Genomic DNA, 16,681 nt, shown 5'->3' on the forward strand with positions numbered 1-16,681 from the left:
ATGGCAATGATGCTGTTGGCGATGGCGCTACAGACCGCGACGCTCGGCGCGACCAATTACGGCGTCGATGCAGCCATGGCCGCGCCCGCGACGAAGCCCGACTTCGCCGATGAGTTCGATGACCCGCGCGTCGATACGAAGGCGTGGCGCTACGACACCTCGCGCAATGCCGAGGGGTGGGCGAACAACGAGAAGCAGTACTACGCCGCGGACCGGCGCGAGAATGCGCGGATCGAGAAAGGCGCGCTGTTGATCGAGGCGCGGCGGGAGACCCTGTCGAAGGATCGCTTCGCCGACTGGGGCGGGCAGGGGTACAGCTCGGCCAAGCTGGTGACGAGGCAACCGCTCGGCTACGGCTTCTACTCGGTGCGCGCCAAGCTGCCGTGCGAGCGCGGAAGCTGGCCGGCGGTCTGGCTGCTCCCAACGGGCGGAAAATGGCCTGAAATGGGCGAGATCGACATCATGGAGATGGTCGGCTGGGACGCGGGCGTCGTTCACGCGACGCTTCATTCGGGCGACTACAACCATGTGAAGGGGACGCAGCGCGGCGCGCAGAAGCGGGTGCCCGACGCCTGCACCGCGTATCACGATTATCAGCTCGACTGGCGGCCCGACGCGATCACCATCGGCATGGACGGCCGCGCCTATATGCGGGTGCCGAATACGAAGCCCGGCGACCAAGGCGCTTGGCCATTCGACCGGCCCTATCATTTGATCCTCAACCTGGCGGTCGGCGGCGACTGGGGCGGCAAGATGGGGATCGACGACACGGCATTCCCGATGCGCTTCTCGATCGATCACGTCCGCTACTGGAAGGCGAAATAGCCGCACGTCGCACCCTTTCGGCGGTGGTGCGTTAGGGACGCCATGCGCGCCTTTGCCGATCTGCTCGACCGCCTGATCTATACCCGGTCGCGCAATGCCAAGCTGAAGCTGATCGCCGACTATCTGCGCGCGACGCCAGATCCCGATCGCGGCTGGGCGCTCGCCGCGCTGACCGGTGAAGTCGATCTCCCTGCGGTGAAGCCTGCGCTGATCCGTGCGCTGATCGCCGAGCGGGTCGATCCGGTGCTGTTTGCGATGAGCCGCGATTTCGTCGGCGATACGGCCGAGACGGTGGCGCTGCTCTGGCCCGAGCCGGCGGAGAAGCGCGCGCACAACGCCGAGCCGCTGACGGTGGCGCAGGTTATCGACCGGCTGGCGGCGCTCACTCGTTCCGACGCGCCCGCGGTGCTGGCCGACATGCTCGACCGGCTGGAGGCGGACGAGCGCTACGCGCTTTTGAAGCTCGCGACCGGCGGTTTGCGGGTGGGCGTGTCGGCGCGGCTCGCAAAGACCGCGCTGGCGCAGGCGTTCGGGCTCGACGTCGATGCGGTAGAGGAGGTGTGGCACGGCATCGACGCGCCGTACCCCGAACTGTTCGACTGGGCCGAGGGGCGGGGCGCACAGCCGACCGCCGCCGACGTGCCGGTGTTCCGCCCGTTCATGCTCGCGCATCCGCTGGAGGACGGGACGGTCGATCTCGCCGACTATGCCGCCGAATGGAAATGGGACGGCATCCGCGTCCAGCTTGTCCATGTCGCGGGGCAGACGCGCCTATACAGCCGCGCGGGCGACGACGTGACGGGCAGTTTTCCGGAGGTGGCCGCCGCGTTTCAGACGCCGGGCGTGCTCGACGGCGAGTTGCTGGTGCGCGGCGATGCGCAGGGCGGGGAGGCGGCGAGCTTCAACGCGCTGCAACAGCGGTTGGGGCGCAAGGTCGTGTCCGCGAAGATGCTGGCCGATTACCCCGCCTTCGTTAGGCTCTACGACATCCTGTTCGACGGACCGGAGGATTTGCGCACGCTGCCGTGGACCGAGCGGCGCGCGCGGCTGGAGGCGTTCGTGGGCCGGCTCGATCCCGAGACCTTCGACCTCAGCCGCGTGATCGACTCGATCGACTTTGCGGCGCTGGGGGAGGTGCGGGCGGGCGCCCGCGACTCGGCGATCGAGGGGGTGATGCTCAAGCGGCGCGACAGCCCCTATGTCGCCGGGCGGCGCGTCGGTCTCTGGTACAAGTGGAAGCGCGATCCGCTGACCGCCGATTGCGTGATGATGTACGCGCAGCGCGGCAGCGGCAAGCGGTCGAGCTTCTACAGCGACTATACCTTCGGCTGCTGGACCGAGGACGGCGAACTGCTGCCCGTCGGTAAGGCCTATTCGGGGTTCACCGACGAGGAGCTAAAATGGCTCGACCGGTTCGTGCGCAATCACACTATCCAGCGCTTCGGCCCGGTGCGAGAGGTCGAGAAGACGCTGGTGCTGGAGGTCGCGTTCGACTCGATCCACGAATCGAAGCGGCACAAGTCGGGGCTCGCCATGCGCTTCCCCCGCATCGCGCGGATCCGGCGTGACAAGCCTGCGGGCGAAGCCGACCGGATCGAGACGCTGCGGCGGATGGTGACGTGAGGGCGCTGCTTGCGGCGGTGCTCGGGCTGGTGCTGGCGCTGGGGTCGAGCTTCGTCGCGGCGGGGACGGCGGTGGTGGTCTATCCCGACATCCTGGTGTGCGAGCGGGGATGCACCGTCGTCGCGAGCGGCTGGCCGCTTCGCTACGCGCGCGATTATCCCGGGCTGTCGGTGGTGGGCCGCACCGACGCGTTCGAGGCGTGGCTGGGCGGCGACCGGCTGGATTTGGTGCCATTCGCCGTTGATTGGGGCCTGTGGATCGCGATCGCAGGCGCCCTGCTAGCGCTCATCGGAAGAAGGAAGAAGCGGGACCCGGATTAAGTCCGGAGTGACGGTGCGTGGCTTAAAGCCCCGCCTCGACCGCCAGCCGCACCATTTCGGCCGAGCGGCTGATGCCGAGCCGTTCCATCACGATCGCTCGGTGCATCTTCACCGTCTTTTCCGACAGGCCCAGCACGCCGGCGATCTGTTTGTTGAGCAGCCCCTTCGCGACGAGCATCAGCACCTGGCGCTGCCGCTCGGACAAGGCCTTAATGCTCTCGGCGGCGCGGATGCGGCGGCTGGTGGAGGGGCCGGGCACACCTTCCGCCAGTTCGACCTGCGAGCCGACAAAATAGGCGAGGTCACCCCTTTCGTCGAACATCGGCGCCACGACGACGGCGTTGCGGAACGGCGTGCCGCACTTCTTGTAGTTGAGGATCTCGACCAGCACCGGCCGCTGTTCACGCACGCCAGCCCGGATTTCCTCAGTGAGCCAGGGCTCGGTCCCCTTGCCGGCAAGGAAGCGGCAGTTGCGGCCGACGATCTCGTCGCGGTTGTAGCCGGTCAGCGTGCAGAACGACTGATTACACGCAACGATCGGATTGTCCTGAATGCGCGGGTTGGAAATCACCGACGCAATCGGGCTGTCAGCGATCATCGCCTCGACCCAAGGCTCGATGGTCAGGACCGGTTCAGGGAATGGCGACATGACCGTACAATAAACAATCCGGCCAAGTTGTTCCAGTAGCGTTACGCCTTTCGCGATGAACCGCGTGCTACTGTCGTTCCGGTACCGTGAATCGCCCAGTGACCCGGCCGCTCTGGCGCACGACACCGTTGTCGGTCGAGGTGCCGGCGGCGGCGCCGCCGACCGAGGAGCCGTCGATCACTGCGCGTCCGGTGTCGAGGTTGATCGACAGCCGCCCGCCGGTGACGGTGTTCGTCCCCTGCGTCAGCGACACCGCGCCCAGCATCGTAATGACCCGGCGGTTGAGGTCGTAGACGCCGTATTGCGCGCGCGCCTTCTGCTGCGGCCGCACGACGGTCACCCCGCCCGACGCGTCGAGGCGCGACACCTGCGGGCTGTCGCCGATCACCTGGCCGGTATAGGCGACGGTCACGCGGTCGGCGGTCAGCGTCATGTTCGACTGGCGGATATTGACCCCGCCGGACAGGACGGCGCGGTTGGCCTTGTCCTGAAGCTCGATCGCATTGGCGGCGAAGTCGATCGGCGCGCTGGTGTCGTGGCGCTGCGCACGTGCGGCACTGGGAAACGCCGTGCCGGCAAGCACGAGAGCGAGAAGGGCTGGGGCGCGAAGCATCACTGCCTATTTGCGCGCTTCGGCACGATCCGCAAGCGGGCGTCGCCGACGATTCGCACCGTTCGGGCCTCCAGATCGGCTTCAAGGCGCTTTCCGCTGAAATTACCCTGCGGCGTCGACCCCGTCACCGCCCCGCCCGAGGCGAGCTTTTTCGAGCGCAGATCCACCGTCGCGTCGCGCGTGTCGAGCTGGTAGCCATTGGCGGCGCGCACCGCGATCGGGCCGTCGATTGCCACGCGGTCGGTGTCCATGAAATAGCGGCCCTGATTGGCGTTGATCGTCGCGGGGCCGTCGGTCAGCTCGATCCCGGCGGCAAGCTGATTGAGCCGCACGATCCGCTCGGCCGAGCTTTTCTGCACCGCCGAGCCGGCGTCGAGTTCGAATGCGCGGCCCTTGTCATCGGCGCCGCGGTATTTTGCCGACTGGCTGCGCATCCGCTCGGCGGCGATATCGACCTTGTTCTTGTCGAGCACGAACGACACGTCGCCACCGGTGAACAGCGGCGCCATGACGAGGAAGGCGGCAAGGATGCCGATCCCCATCGGCAGCGCAACCTGAAGCAGCCTGATCAGCGCATCGTGACGGCTGCCGGGCGCCGCCCAGCGCTGGCGTTCGGTGCGGACGCGGACGGCGGTCTCTGACAAGGGCGGCTCCCGGCGGGTAAGGGGGGTCAGGCGTGGGCGAAGATGTCGGTTTCGGGCCAGCCGGCAAGGTCGAGCGCGGCCCGCGTCGGCAGGAAGTCGAAGCACGCCCGCGCCAGCGGCATCCGCCCCTCGCGCGTCAGCCGCTTGTCGAACTCGCTCTTGAGCGCGTGAAGGAAGCGCACGTCGGAAGCGGCATAGTCCTTTTGCGCGTCGGACAGAACAGGCCCGCCCCAGTCGGAAGACTGCTGCTGCTTGGAAATGTCCTGGCCGAGCAATTCGCGCACCAGCTCCTTGAGGCCGTGGCGGTCGGTATAGGTCCGCACCAGCCGCGAGGCGATCTTGGTGCAATAGACGGGCGCCGCCACAACGCCGAGATAATGCTGGATCGCCGCCAGGTCGAAGCGCGCGAAGTGATAGAGCTTCAGCCGCTCGGGATCGGCGAGCACGGCGCGCAGGTTGGGCGCGGCATAGTCGCTGTCGGGGCCGAAGCGGACCAGATGCTCGTCGCCGCCGCCGTCCGACAGCTGGACGACGCATAGGCGGTCGCGCGGGGTGATAAGGCCCATCGTCTCGGTATCGACGGCGATCGAGGCGCCGGGGGCGAAGACGCCCGCGGGCAGGTCTTCCTCATGAAAATGAACGGTCATCGCCGCGCCATAGGGAAAGGCGGGCGCTTGCTCAATGCCCGCCCTTCGCCCGCTCGCGCCGCCGCCGGGCGAAGATGTTGAGCAACTCGACACCGGCGGAAAACGCCATCGCGGTGTAGATATAGCCCTTGGGAATATGCGCGCCGAACCCCTCGGCGATCAGCACCATGCCGATCATCAGGAGGAAGCCGAGCGCGAGCATCACCACGGTCGGATTGCGGTTGATGAAGTTGGCGAGCGGATCGGCGGCGATCAGCATCACCGACACCGCGACGACGACCGCCACGTACATGATCTCGACATGCTCGGTCATGCCGACCGCGGTCAGGATCGAATCGATCGAGAAGACGATGTCGAGCAGGATGATCTGGACGATCGCGGCGGCAAAGCCGATCTCGATCGTGCTCTTCGTTTTGTCGAGCAGGTCGTCGCTTTCGTGCCCGTCGAGCGTGCCGTGGATTTCCTTCGTCGCCTTCCACATCAGGAAGAGGCCGCCAGCGATCAGGATTAGGTCGCGCCACGAGAACTGCGTTTCGAAGCTCGGCTCGCCATGCGCGCCCGGCGGCCCGGTGATGCCGAGGTCGAAGACCGGCGCGGTCAGCGCGACGATCCACGCGATCGCGGTCAGGAGGAGCAGGCGCATGACGAGCGCGAGGCCGATGCCGATTCGCCGGACCTTCTGTCGCTGTGCTTCGGGCAGCTTGTTCGACAGGATCGAGATGAAGATCAGATTGTCGATGCCGAGCACAACTTCCATCACGATCAACGTGACGAGCGCGGCCCAGGCGGCGGGATCGGTGAGAAGAGCGGTTATATTGTCCATGACCTGTGCTTTCGCCGCGACGAAACCCCCGTGCGTCGCTTGGTTCCGCCAAGCCGCCTTTTGCGCGACGATTTCGTTCGCGGTGATCGTTTTTATCGGCTATGCCTTGATTGGAAGTGTGTGGGTTCCACGCGCTCAGACACCTGCGTTGTTCGTCCGGCGCTTGGGGTTAAGGGATTGCAACGGGCGAAGCGGGAAGACGAACAGGGCATGAGTTTCGATCGAGGACGCGGCGGTGGCCGCGGTGGCCGTGGCGGCAAGGACAAGCGCGACTTTTTCGGCGGCGATGATTTCGGCGGCGGCGGTGGCGGCTTCGGCGATCGCGGCGGCTTTGGCGGCGGTGACCGCTTCGGCGGTGGCGGCGGCTATGGCGGCGGCGGCGGTGGTTTCGGCGGCGGCGGCGGCGGTGGTTACCGCGGCGGTGGCGGCGGTGGCTTCGGCGGCGGCGGTGGCGGCTTTGGTGGTGGCGGCGGCGGTGGCCGCGGCATGCCCCCCCAGGTCGTCGGCGAGGGCAAGGGCGTCGTCAAGTTTTTCAACGGCCAGAAGGGCTTCGGCTTCATCGTCCGTGACGATGGCGGCGAGGACGTGTTCGTGCACATCTCGGCCGTCGAGCAGGCGGGTCTGTCGGGTCTGGCCGAGGGTCAGCCGCTCGGCTTCACGCTCGTCGACCGTGGTGGCCGCATCTCGGCGACCGAGCTCAAGATCGATGGCGAGCCCATGCCCGTCACCGGTGGCGGCGCGGCAGCGCCCCGCGGCGATCGCGATGCCGGTCCGCGTGGCGGTGCCGGCGCGGGTGGTCCGCAGCGTCAGCTGACCGGCGAGCGTTCGTCGGGTACGGTTAAGTTCTTCAACGCGATGAAGGGCTTCGGCTTCATTCAGCGCGACGACGGCCAGCCCGATGCGTTCGTGCACATTTCGGCGGTCGAGCGTGCGGGCCTCCCGACGCTCAACGAGGGTGACCGGCTCGAGTTCGAGCTCGAGGTCGATCGTCGCGGCAAGTACGCCGCGGTGAACCTCAACCCCGTCCAGTAACCGACGGATCGAGGGGGCACGCCCGCGTGCGCGCCGCAACGATCCTGAAAATCGTCGCGTCGGCTCTCGCCGGCGCGGCGTTTTCGTGTCCGCTTCTGGCGCAGGAGGCGGTCCCCGCCGTCACCTGTCCCGCGCCGGCGATGGAGCAGGTGCGCGTGGTCGCGCGGATGACGCATGATCCCCGCGCCTTTACGCAGGGGCTGATCTTCCATTCGGGCGCGCTCCTTGAAACCACGGGCCAGTACGGTCAGTCGCAGTTACGCCGGCTCGATGCGCGGACGGGCAAGGTGCTGGTGCGCCGCACGCTGCCCGTCGACCAGTTCGGCGAAGGCCTGGGTCGGATCGGCAACGAACTGGTCGCGCTTACTTGGACCAACGGTGTCGCGCACCGCTTTGCCGCCGACACGCTGAAGCCGCTCGGCAGCTTTCGTTATCAGGGTGAGGGTTGGGGCCTGACCAGCGACGGGAAACGCTGGATCCGGTCGGACGGCAGCGACAACCTGATCTTTCACGACGCGGCGACCTTCAAGGAAACCGGCCGCGTTCGAGTGACGCTGGCCGGCACGCCGCTGCCCGAGCTCAACGAGCTCGAATGGATCGGCGGACTGGTCTTCGCCAATGTCTGGCACAGCGACGTGATCGTCGCGATCGACCCAAAGACGGGCTGCGTCGCGCGCCGCTTCGACCTGTCGCCGCTGTCGCGCGAAGTTGCCGCCGGCGATCCCGAAGCCGTCCTCAACGGCATTGCCTGGGACGAGAAGGGCAAGCGCCTTTACGTCACGGGCAAGGACTGGCCGCGGCTGTTCGAGATCGCGCTTCCCGAGCGGAAATAGCCTGAACGAAAACCGCTGCCCGGCGTTGGGGGCGGATGGGCAAGCTGATTGACGGCAAGTGGACGAGCGGCGACGCGGTCGCGCCGACCAACGACAAGGGTGAGTTCGAACGCGCCGACAGCGGCTTTCGCGGCTGGCTGACCGCGGATGGCAGTCCGGGGCTGGACGGTCAGCAGGGCTGGCGTGCTGAGCCGGGGCGCTATCGTCTGTACGTCAGCCTTGCCTGCCCCTGGGCGCATCGGACGCTGGTCGTGCGCGCGCTCAAGCGGCTCGACGACCTGATCCCCGTCACCGTCGTCGGCCCGATCATGGGCAAGGACGGCTGGAGCTTCGCCGAGGCTTATGGCGGGACGGGTGAGCCGCTCTACGGCCTCGACCATCTGCACCAGCTTTACACCCGCGCACGACCCGACATGACGGGGAAAGTGACGGTCCCGGTGCTCTGGGACGAGGCCGAGCAGACGATCGTCAGCAACGAGTCGGCCGATATCCTGCGGATGCTGTCGACCGCCTATGACGGGCTTGGCGCGGCGCCGGGGGACTATTACCCGGCCGATCTGCGCGCCGAGATCGATGCGGTGAACGACCGCGTCTATCCGGGGCTCAACAACGGCGTCTACCGCGCGGGCTTCGCGACCAGGCAGGACGCGTATGAGGCGGCGGCGCGCGAGGTTTTCGCGACCCTCGACTGGCTGGAGGAGCGGCTGGCGGATCGTGAATGGCTGGTCGGCGAGCGGCTGACCGAGGCGGACATTCGGACGTTCACCACGCTCGTCCGGTTCGACCCGGTCTATCACGGGCATTTCAAGTGCAACTGGCGGCGGCTTATCGACTATCCTCGGCTGTCGGACTTTGCGGCGCGGATCGCCGAACTGCCGGGTGTGGCGGCGACGATCGACCTCGATCACATCAAGACGCATTATTATCGCAGCCATCCCGACATAAACCCGACCGGCATCGTGCCGATCGGCCCGGCGCACGGCGTGGTCGGCGAGGCGGACGGCGGTTGAACGCGGGGGCCATGGCCCGCATAAGGCGCACCATGTCGCGTAAGCTCCTTCTTGCCGCCCTGCCACTCCTCGCCGTCGCGGGCTGCGTTGCGCCTTCGCGCCCGCTGCCGAGCCCCGAACCCGCACCGCGGCCGATGCCTGCGCCGCGACCGATGCCGGCGCCGGCCCCACCGCCGGCGTCGAGTGACTGGCGCGACTGGGCGCTGACGCCCGGCGACTGGCGCTATAACGCGACGGCGGGCGGATCGGTCGCGCGGTTCGGGGCGGGGCTCGCCACCCTGGCCTGCGACCGCGGGGCGGGCACCGTCACCTTCACGGTGCAGGGCAGCGGTACCCGCGCGATCGTGCGCACCAGCAGCACTGCGCGGACGCTGTCGATGGCCCCCGAGGCGGCCGGCGTGTCGGTGCGGCTGCCCGCGCGCGACAGTCTGCTCGACGCGATGGGATTCAGCCGTGGTCGGTTCGTGGTCGAGGGCGTGACGCCGCGGCCGCTGGTCATTCCCGCCTGGCCCGAGATTTTGCGCGTGGCTGAGGATTGCCGGTAGGAAGTAAAGAAGCGGGACCCCGGATCAAGTCCGCGATGACGGTTTGCGGGAAGGGATCGACCTATCCAAAATCGTCATCCTGGACTTGATCCGGGATCCCGCTTCTTCTTCTACCCCGCCCGGAAGGTCAGCCCCGCCCGTGCCGTCAGCCGGTCTCGCAACGCTGCGCCAAGCAGCGCGGTCGGCGTCCAGACGCCGCCCTCGCTCTCCGTCTCGCCCAGCAGCAGCGCGGTCTCCGCGATCATCTTTGAGGTCGAGCCGTAGCCCGGATCGCGATCGCCGGTCACGACCGCCTCGGCACGGTCGCCGTCCGGCATCTCGGCGATGAAGAGGATGTCGTAGAACCCCGCCTCGCGCTCCTCGCGGCTCGGCCCCTCGCCGGGGGCGGGGCCCTTGTTGCCGCCGATCGGGTTCATCTTGGCGATCGCCTCGGCCGCCGCCTTGCCGAGTTCGCCCAGGCCCGGCGCGATCATCATCTCGTCATAGACGAAGTCGGTGCCATAGGCGTGGCCGGTCAGCGCGTTGGTGCGGTGGACGTTCTTGGTGTTGATCGTCGCCATGACGAACGGCGCGACCCAGCCGCCGACCGCCGCGTCATATTCGGGGATCATGCCGGTGGGCTGCGACGGCCCCTGGAAACCGGGGGTCAGCGCGAAGGGGTTGATCATCAGTTTCAGGATGCCCGGATCGCGGGCGGCGGCGGCCATCGTCGCCTTGGCACTGGCGAAGGTGCCGCCCGAGAAAGTGCCCTGCATCTTACGGATGCGGCCCTTCACGCGCGGGGCGGGGCGGCCGAACTTGGCCTTGGCGCACTGCTGCACTTCCCAGACGCCAAGGTCGAAGGGGATCGAGTCGAACCCGCAGGAAAAGACGATGCGCGCGCCCGACGCCTTTGCATCGGCGTCGTACTTGTCGATCATCGCGCGCATCCACGCCGGCTCGCCGCACAGGTCGACATAGCCGGTGCCGGTATGCGCGCAGGCGGCGACCAGCGGCTCGCCATAAAGCTGGTAAGGGCCGACCGTGGTCAGGACGACCTTCGTCCGCCCGCACATCGCCTTCAGCGCGGAAGGATCATCGGCATCCGCGACGATCAGGGGCGTGTCGGCCGGTGCGCCGACCTCCGCCCGCGCGGCCTCCAGCTTGGTCAGCGATCGGCCCGCCATCGCCCAACGGGGAGCGGGATCGCGCTGCGCCAGATATTCGGCGACAAGCTTGCCCGTATAGCCGGTGGCGCCATAGACGATGACGTCGAATTCGCGATCCATGTTCCGCTCCCGATCGGTTTCGTTATGCAACCTCATTGAATTGCAGCGCCGCGAGCCGCGCGTAAAGCCCGCTGTTCGCCGCCAGCGCCGAATGCGTGCCGGTTTCGACGATCCGGCCGTTTTCCATGACGACGATGCGGTCGGCATTGCGGACGGTCGCAAGGCGATGCGCGATCACCAGCGTCGTGCGCGTCGCCATCAGTCGCTCGAGCGCGTCCTGCACCAGCCGCTCGCTCTCGGCATCGAGTGCGGAGGTCGCCTCGTCGAGGAGCAGGATCGGCGCGTCGCGCAGCAGCGCGCGGGCGATCGCGATCCGTTGGCGCTGCCCGCCCGACAGGCGCGCGCCGCCTTCGCCAAGGAAGGTGTCGAGGCCCTGGGGCAGGGTGCGCAGGAACTCGGCGGCGTTGGCCGCTTGGGCCGCTTCCCAGATCGCCTCGTCGCTCGCGTCCCAGCGGCCGTAGCGCAAGTTGTCGCGCGCGGAGGAGGCGAAGATCACCGTCTCCTGCGGCACCATCGCGATGCGCGCGCGGAGCTCGGCGGGGTCGGCCTCCGCCACCGGCACGCCGTCGATGCGGACGGTGCCCGCCTGCGGGTCGTAGAAACGCTCGGCAAGCTGGAACAGCGTCGACTTGCCCGCGCCGGAGGGGCCGACGACGGCGATCGTCTCGCCCGGCGCCACGTCGAGCGTGAAGTCGTCGAGCGCGGCATGCTCGGGCCGGGTGGGATAGCGAAACGTCACACCCTCGAACGCGATGCTGCCCCGCGCCGGCGTCGGCAGCGCGCGCGGGTTGGCGGGCGGGGCGATGTCGGGCTGTTCGGCGAGAAGTTCGGCTAGCCGCGCGGCGGCGCCGGAGGCGCGCAGCAGGTCGCCGTAAACCTCGATCAGCGCCCCGAACGCGCCGGTGACGAGGCCGGCGGTCAGCACGAACGCGGTGATCGACCCGCCGGTGGTCCGACCCGACGCGACGTCGGCGACCGCTTCCCAGATGATGAGTGTCACCGCACCGAAGAGCAGGAGGATGACGAGCGCGGTCATCAGCGCGCGCGTGCCGAAGCGCGCCTTGGCGGTGGCGAAGCCGCGATCGACCGCGGCGGCGAAGCGATCGGCCTCGCGCCCTTCTTGGCCGAACGCCTGGACGATCTTCATCGCGCCCAGCGTCTCGTTCGCGGTCGCGCCGATATCGGCCACGCGGTCCTGGCTGGAGCGCGACAGCCGGCGGACGCGGGCGCCCAATAGGAAGATCGGCAGCACGATCAGCGGCAGGCCGAGCAGCAGGTAGCCGGCGATCTTCGGACTGAGTGCGAAGAGATAAATGAGGCCACCGACGCCAACGAGCAGGTTGCGCAGCGCCACCGACACGGTCGAGCCGACGATCTGTTCGACGATCGCGGTGTCGGCGGTCAGGCGGCTGGCGATCTCCGACGGGCGGTTCTCCTCGAACCAGCGCGGCGCGAGGCGCAGGAGATTGCGCTGCACCGCGACGCGCATGTCGGCGACCGTCCGCTCCGCCAGCCACGACACGAACCAGAAGCGTGCGGCGGTGGCGACCGCGAGCACCACGACCACCATCAGCAGCCGGTGAAAATAGGGCGCGATCGCCGCCGCGCTGCCGCCCGCGAACCCGTTGTCGACAACAAGCTGGAAGGTGCGCGGGATGTAGAGCGTCGCCGTCGCCGCCACGATCAGCGCCAGCACCGCACAGGCAAGTTGGAGCGGATAGCTGCGCGTGAATCGCCAGACGACGAGGAGGTTCGACAGCTTGCGGGACGGGGCGGGCGGGACGGGGGCTTCGGTTGCCATGGGCGCGGGCGTAGCGCGAAGCGCGGGGCGGGGAAAGGCGGGCGATTGTCGGTCCCCAAGCGATGCTTGCTTGGCGGGGAGGGGGGCACGCCCTATCTCCCGCCGATGCATATCGCCGCAGATACCATCGCGCTCATCGGCAACACTCCGCTCGTCCGGCTGAAGGGGCCAAGCGAGGCCGCGAACGCCGAAATCTTCGCCAAGTGCGAGTTCGCCAATCCGGGCGCCAGCGTGAAGGACCGCGCCGCCCGCTTCATCGTCGAGGATGCCGAGGAAAAGGGGCTGATCCAGCCCGGCGGTACCTTCGTCGAGGGGACGGCGGGCAATACCGGCATCGGCCTGGCGCTGGTCGCCAATGCCAAGGGCTATAAGACGATCATCGTCATGCCCGAGACGCAGAGCCGGGAAAAGATGGACACGCTTCGCGCGCTGGGCGCCGAGCTCGTCCTCGTCCCCGCCGCGCCCTATTCCAACCCCGGCCATTTCGTGCACACCAGCCGCCGCATCGCCGAGGAGACGCAGAACGCCGTCTGGGCGAACCAGTTCGACAATATCGCCAATCGCCGCGCGCACATCGTCGGCACCGCGCCCGAAATCTGGGAGCAGATGGACGGGCGCATCGACGGCTTTACCTGTGCGGTGGGCACCGGGGGGACGCTGGCGGGCGTCGGCCTCGGGCTCAAGGAAAAGGACGCGAACGTTCGCATCGCCTTGAGCGACCCGCATGGCGCGGCGCTCTACGAATATTACGCGCATGGCGAGCTGAAGGCCGAAGGGTCTTCGGTCGCCGAGGGGATCGGGCAGGGGCGGATCACCGCAAATCTGGAGGGCGCGCCGATCGACACCCAGTTCCGCATCTCGGACGCCGAAGGCTATGAATGGGTCCGCCGCCTGCTCGACGAAGAGGGGCTGTGCCTGGGCCTGTCGTCGGGCATTAACGTCGCGGGCGCGGTGCGGCTGGCGCGCGAGATCGGGCCGGGCGCGCGCGTTGCGACGATCCTGTGCGATACCGGATTCCGGTATCTGTCGACGCTGTACAATGATGAGTGGCTGGCGGCGAAGGGGTTAGCTTGAGTCCACCCTGCCCGTCAGGGCGAGGTGGTGCGCGTAGTGCGACGAAGGGGGCAGGCCACGAGCGTTTCGTCTGCGGTCCGCCCCCTCCACCGCCTGCGGCGGTCCCCCTCCCCCTGACGGGGCAGGATTAAGCGTTCGTACCCGGCGAAGGCCGGGGGCCAGTTACGGGCCGGCGGTGATCTGGAGGTGCGCCCGCCAAACAGCGTCGCCCTACTGGACCCCCGCCTTCGCCGGGGTACGCTGAGCCGATCAATGGACTCGTGTTTCGCTCTCACTCGCCGCCGGGCGGGGCAGGCCGGCGCCCTTGCAAACCGACACCGCCTCGAACCCGGCGATGCGCCAGTGATCGGTTCGGCGCATCAGGATGACGCAGTCGGCCGAGGCGACGGGGGCGCAGTCCATGCAGTCGCGCACGGTCAGGAACGCGCGGACCTTCATCTCGCGGCCGCTTGCCGCGCGGTCGACGATGATGTTGGTGAAATGGTGCCGCCAGTTGCCGCCGCTCTTCGCTCGGAGGTCGCCGGGGATGCGCATGATGCCGGCGCGCCCCTCGATCGGGTCCATGCCCGACTTGGCGTAACGCGCGTCGATCGTGAAGAGCTGTTCCCATTCACCCGTATCGTCGTGATCGATCGCCCAGCAGAACCGGCTGAGTACTTCGTGCAGCTCGAGCTTGGTGACGGGATCGACGCTCGACAGGCCCATGGCAACTCTCCGACGCTTTTGTTTGTCATAACAAACCATGTGCGCCGGAGAGGTGCAAGACTGGAGTCTAGCTTTCTGTTCCGCGGCCGGTTTTCGCCTGCAGGGCGTCGATCGCCTTCGATGCGTTGGCCTTGGTCAGCGAGTCGTCGAACGGCGCGCCCGCTTCCTCGCTCAGCGTCTTGAGATAGCTCGCCTGCGCACCGGTCATCGGCTCGTCGCCGGTCGTCCAGTCGTCGGGGTCCTTCTCGGCATTGGAGAAGGGTTCGGTCTTGGGATTGTGCGGTTCGGCCACGGCAAAGTCTCCTTCGCCGCGGCCAACGCATCATGTTCTCAATGTGTTCCGATCAGGCGGTCCAGGCCTGATAGGGCAGACCCAGATCGTCGGCGACCGCCTTGAACGCGATGTTGCCCTTGTAGACGTTGAGGCCGTTGGCGAGATGGCGGTCCGCCTTCATCGCCGCTTCCGCACCCAGGTTGGCGAGGCGGAGGGCGAAGGGCAACGTCGCGTTGTTGAGCGCGAACGCGCTGGTACGCGCGACCGCGCCCGGCATGTTGGCGACGCAATAATGGATCACGCCGTCGACCTCGAACACCGGGTCTTCGTGCGTCGTCGCGTGGCTCGTCTCGAAGCAGCCGCCCTGGTCGATGGCGATGTCGACCATCACCGAACCGCGCTTCATCGTCTTGACCATCTCGCGCGTGACGAGCTTCGGCGCGGCCGCGCCGGGGACGAGCACCGCGCCGATGACGAGGTGCGCGTTCTTCACCGCCGCCGCGATCGCCGCCTTCGACGCGTACGCGGTCTTGATCTGGCTCGAGAAGAACATGTCGAGCTCGGCCAAGCGATCGTTGTTGATGTCGTAGATCGTCACGTCGGCGCGCATGCCGACCGCCATCTGCGCGGCGTTGACGCCCGAGACGCCGCCGCCGAGGATCGCGACCCGCGCCGGCGCCACGCCCGGCACGCCGCCGAGCAGCACGCCGCGGCCGCCCTGCTCCTTTTCAAGGTAATGCGCGCCGACCTGGACCGACATGCGGCCCGCGACCTCGCTCATCGGCTTGAGCAGCGGCAGGCTGCGCGAGTCGCTGGTGACGGTCTCGTACGCGATGCAGGTCGCGCCCGACTTCATCAACCCCTCGGCCTGCGGCTTGTCGGCGGCGAGGTGAAGGTAGGTGAACAGCGTGTGGCGCGGCTCCAGCAGCGCGATCTCGCTCGCCTGCGGCTCCTTCACCTTCACGATCATGTCGCTCTGCGCGAACACTTCGGCCGCGGTGACGACGATGCGCGCGCCCGCGGCGACATAATCCTGATCCTCGAAATCGATGCCGCCGCCCGCCTTGGTCTCGACGACGACCTCGTGCCCGGCGGCGACGAGTTCGGCGACCGACGGCGGGGTCAGGCCGACGCGATATTCGTGGTTCTTGATTTCCTTGGGGACGCCGATCCGCATCACTCTATCTCCTGTCGAGTTATTTGCGCGGCAAATAGCATCGGGACGGGAGCGGCGTCCTTGCAAAGACACGCGCCTTGGAAGCGTTCTTTGCATGGATGCCGCGCTAGGATCCGTTTATATGGCGTATCCATGCAGATCGATCGCATCGACCGAGTTATCCTGCGCGCGTTGGCCGACGATGCACGCGCGCCTGTCGCACGCGTGGCCGACCAGTGCGGGTTGTCGCAATCGGCCTGCTCGCGTCGCATCGCCGCGTTGGAGGCGGCGGGCGCGATCCGAGGATACGGCGCGCGGCTGGGCGCGCGGCGACTCGGCGTGCACGTCACCGCACTTGTCGACATCACGCTGTCGACTCAGGTCGAGGAGGATCTGGCCGCGTTCGAGCGGGCGGTGGGCGCGATCCCCGGCGTCGTCGGCTGCGCGCTCGTTTCCGGCCAGCAGGATTACCGGCTGACGATCCTTGCCCGCGATCTCGATGATTATGAACGGCTTCACCGCGAGCATCTGGGCCGGTTGCCGGGCGTGACGACGATCAATTCGAGCTTCGTCCTGCGCGAGGTGCCCACCTTGGGCGAGGCGGAGGCGATGCTCGGATGAGCCGGCTTACCCGCCCCGCATTGCGGGCCGCATCGCGCGGTGCTAACGGCGCGCCGATCATGGACCGGACCGTCGCCACCGCGCTGACCTCGCCCCCACCGGCCGCCCGGAAAGCCGCGCGCCCGTGACCCCTCCCGCAGGCGCGACCGCCGCCGCCGAAGGCGCCCCCACCGACCCGACGGCCGAAACCGTTGCCGCCCCGCATCACAAGAGCCAGC

19 protein-coding genes are annotated in these 16,681 nt (G+C 67.9%); 9 read left to right on the forward strand and 10 right to left on the reverse strand.

Going from position 1 to position 16,681, the window contains the following annotated elements; genetic code table 11:
- From FHR19_RS04885 to FHR19_RS04895, 3 genes are read left to right on the forward strand one after another with little or no spacing between them, the layout of a single operon-like run.
- Window positions 1-825, forward strand: coding sequence for a glycoside hydrolase family 16 protein (locus tag FHR19_RS04885; RefSeq protein WP_184025034.1), 825 nt, complete (start codon window positions 1-3; stop codon window positions 823-825).
- Window positions 826-867: 42 nt separating this feature from the next.
- The gene (locus FHR19_RS04890) at window positions 868-2,448 is read left to right on the forward strand and encodes a cisplatin damage response ATP-dependent DNA ligase (RefSeq protein ID WP_184025036.1); all 1,581 of its coding nucleotides are present in this window, start codon (window positions 868-870) and stop codon (window positions 2,446-2,448) included.
- The gene (locus FHR19_RS04895) at window positions 2,445-2,768 is read left to right on the forward strand and encodes a hypothetical protein (protein WP_184025038.1); all 324 of its coding nucleotides are present in this window, start codon (window positions 2,445-2,447) and stop codon (window positions 2,766-2,768) included. Before FHR19_RS04890 ends, FHR19_RS04895 begins: the two co-directional genes overlap by 4 nt.
- Before the next feature lie 22 nt (window positions 2,769-2,790).
- On the opposite strand, the gene FHR19_RS04900 is transcribed toward FHR19_RS04895, so the two are convergent.
- The 5 genes from FHR19_RS04900 to FHR19_RS04920 form a co-directional block, all read right to left on the reverse strand.
- Complete coding sequence (locus FHR19_RS04900) at window positions 2,791-3,417, reverse strand: PAS domain-containing protein (protein WP_246359285.1); 627 nt, start codon at window positions 3,415-3,417, stop codon at window positions 2,791-2,793.
- A gap of 67 nt (window positions 3,418-3,484) precedes the next feature.
- Window positions 3,485-4,030, reverse strand: coding sequence for an LptA/OstA family protein (locus tag FHR19_RS04905; protein ID WP_184025040.1), 546 nt, complete (start codon window positions 4,028-4,030; stop codon window positions 3,485-3,487).
- Entirely contained in the window at window positions 4,030-4,674 is a 645-nt protein-coding gene (lptC, locus tag FHR19_RS04910) for an LPS export ABC transporter periplasmic protein LptC (RefSeq protein ID WP_246359286.1), read from the reverse strand. The genes FHR19_RS04905 and lptC overlap by 1 nt, the downstream gene beginning before the upstream one ends.
- Window positions 4,675-4,700: 26 nt before the next feature.
- Entirely contained in the window at window positions 4,701-5,321 is a 621-nt protein-coding gene (locus FHR19_RS04915; RefSeq protein WP_184025042.1) for a ribonuclease D, read from the reverse strand.
- A 31-nt stretch (window positions 5,322-5,352) separates the two neighbouring features.
- Window positions 5,353-6,144: a TerC family protein gene (locus FHR19_RS04920; protein ID WP_184025044.1), complete on the reverse strand. Its 792-nt coding sequence runs from the start codon at window positions 6,142-6,144 to the stop codon at window positions 5,353-5,355.
- Window positions 6,145-6,354: 210 nt separating this feature from the next.
- Between FHR19_RS04920 and FHR19_RS17840 the strand changes: the two genes are divergently transcribed.
- The 4 genes from FHR19_RS17840 to FHR19_RS04940 are packed head-to-tail and all read left to right on the forward strand — an operon-like array spanning window position 6,355 to window position 9,564.
- Complete coding sequence (locus tag FHR19_RS17840; protein WP_184025927.1) at window positions 6,355-7,176, forward strand: cold-shock protein; 822 nt, start codon at window positions 6,355-6,357, stop codon at window positions 7,174-7,176.
- Window positions 7,177-7,202: 26 nt separating this feature from the next.
- Window positions 7,203-8,009 (forward strand): glutaminyl-peptide cyclotransferase, encoded by an 807-nt coding sequence (locus FHR19_RS04930; protein ID WP_184025046.1) that lies wholly within the window; start codon window positions 7,203-7,205, stop codon window positions 8,007-8,009.
- A gap of 35 nt (window positions 8,010-8,044) precedes the next feature.
- Window positions 8,045-9,019, forward strand: a complete 975-nt coding sequence (locus FHR19_RS04935) for a glutathione S-transferase family protein (protein ID WP_184025048.1) — start codon at window positions 8,045-8,047, stop codon at window positions 9,017-9,019.
- A 32-nt stretch (window positions 9,020-9,051) separates the two neighbouring features.
- A complete protein-coding gene (locus FHR19_RS04940) occupies window positions 9,052-9,564 on the forward strand; it encodes a hypothetical protein (protein ID WP_184025050.1) in 513 nt (170 codons plus the stop codon).
- A gap of 110 nt (window positions 9,565-9,674) precedes the next feature.
- Here the strand turns inward: FHR19_RS04940 and FHR19_RS04945 are convergent, their stop codons facing one another.
- Window positions 9,675-10,832, reverse strand: coding sequence for a saccharopine dehydrogenase family protein (locus FHR19_RS04945; RefSeq protein ID WP_184025053.1), 1,158 nt, complete (start codon window positions 10,830-10,832; stop codon window positions 9,675-9,677).
- Window positions 10,833-10,854: 22 nt separating this feature from the next.
- Window positions 10,855-12,633: an ABC transporter transmembrane domain-containing protein gene (locus FHR19_RS04950; RefSeq protein ID WP_184025055.1), complete on the reverse strand. Its 1,779-nt coding sequence runs from the start codon at window positions 12,631-12,633 to the stop codon at window positions 10,855-10,857.
- Window positions 12,634-12,738: 105 nt separating this feature from the next.
- Between FHR19_RS04950 and FHR19_RS04955 the strand changes: the two genes are divergently transcribed.
- Entirely contained in the window at window positions 12,739-13,707 is a 969-nt protein-coding gene (locus FHR19_RS04955; protein WP_184025057.1) for a cysteine synthase A, read from the forward strand.
- Window positions 13,708-13,956: 249 nt separating this feature from the next.
- Here FHR19_RS04955 and FHR19_RS04960 read toward each other — a convergent pair whose 3' ends face one another.
- From FHR19_RS04960 to ald, 3 genes are all read right to left on the reverse strand, one after another.
- Window positions 13,957-14,412, reverse strand: coding sequence for a nuclear transport factor 2 family protein (locus FHR19_RS04960; protein WP_184025060.1), 456 nt, complete (start codon window positions 14,410-14,412; stop codon window positions 13,957-13,959).
- Between the two features lie 67 nt (window positions 14,413-14,479).
- Entirely contained in the window at window positions 14,480-14,704 is a 225-nt protein-coding gene (locus tag FHR19_RS04965) for a DUF3072 domain-containing protein (RefSeq protein ID WP_184025064.1), read from the reverse strand.
- 52 nt (window positions 14,705-14,756) lie between these two features.
- Window positions 14,757-15,863: an alanine dehydrogenase gene (gene ald / locus FHR19_RS04970; protein ID WP_184025066.1), complete on the reverse strand. Its 1,107-nt coding sequence runs from the start codon at window positions 15,861-15,863 to the stop codon at window positions 14,757-14,759.
- Between the two features lie 132 nt (window positions 15,864-15,995).
- Between ald and FHR19_RS04975 the strand changes: the two genes are divergently transcribed.
- Window positions 15,996-16,463 (forward strand): Lrp/AsnC family transcriptional regulator, encoded by a 468-nt coding sequence (locus FHR19_RS04975; protein WP_184025068.1) that lies wholly within the window; start codon window positions 15,996-15,998, stop codon window positions 16,461-16,463.
- The last annotated feature ends 218 nt before the right edge of the window (window positions 16,464-16,681 follow it).

Source organism: Sphingomonas yantingensis, assembly GCF_014199325.1.
GTDB classification, from domain to species: Bacteria; Pseudomonadota; Alphaproteobacteria; order Sphingomonadales; family Sphingomonadaceae; genus Sphingomonas; species Sphingomonas yantingensis.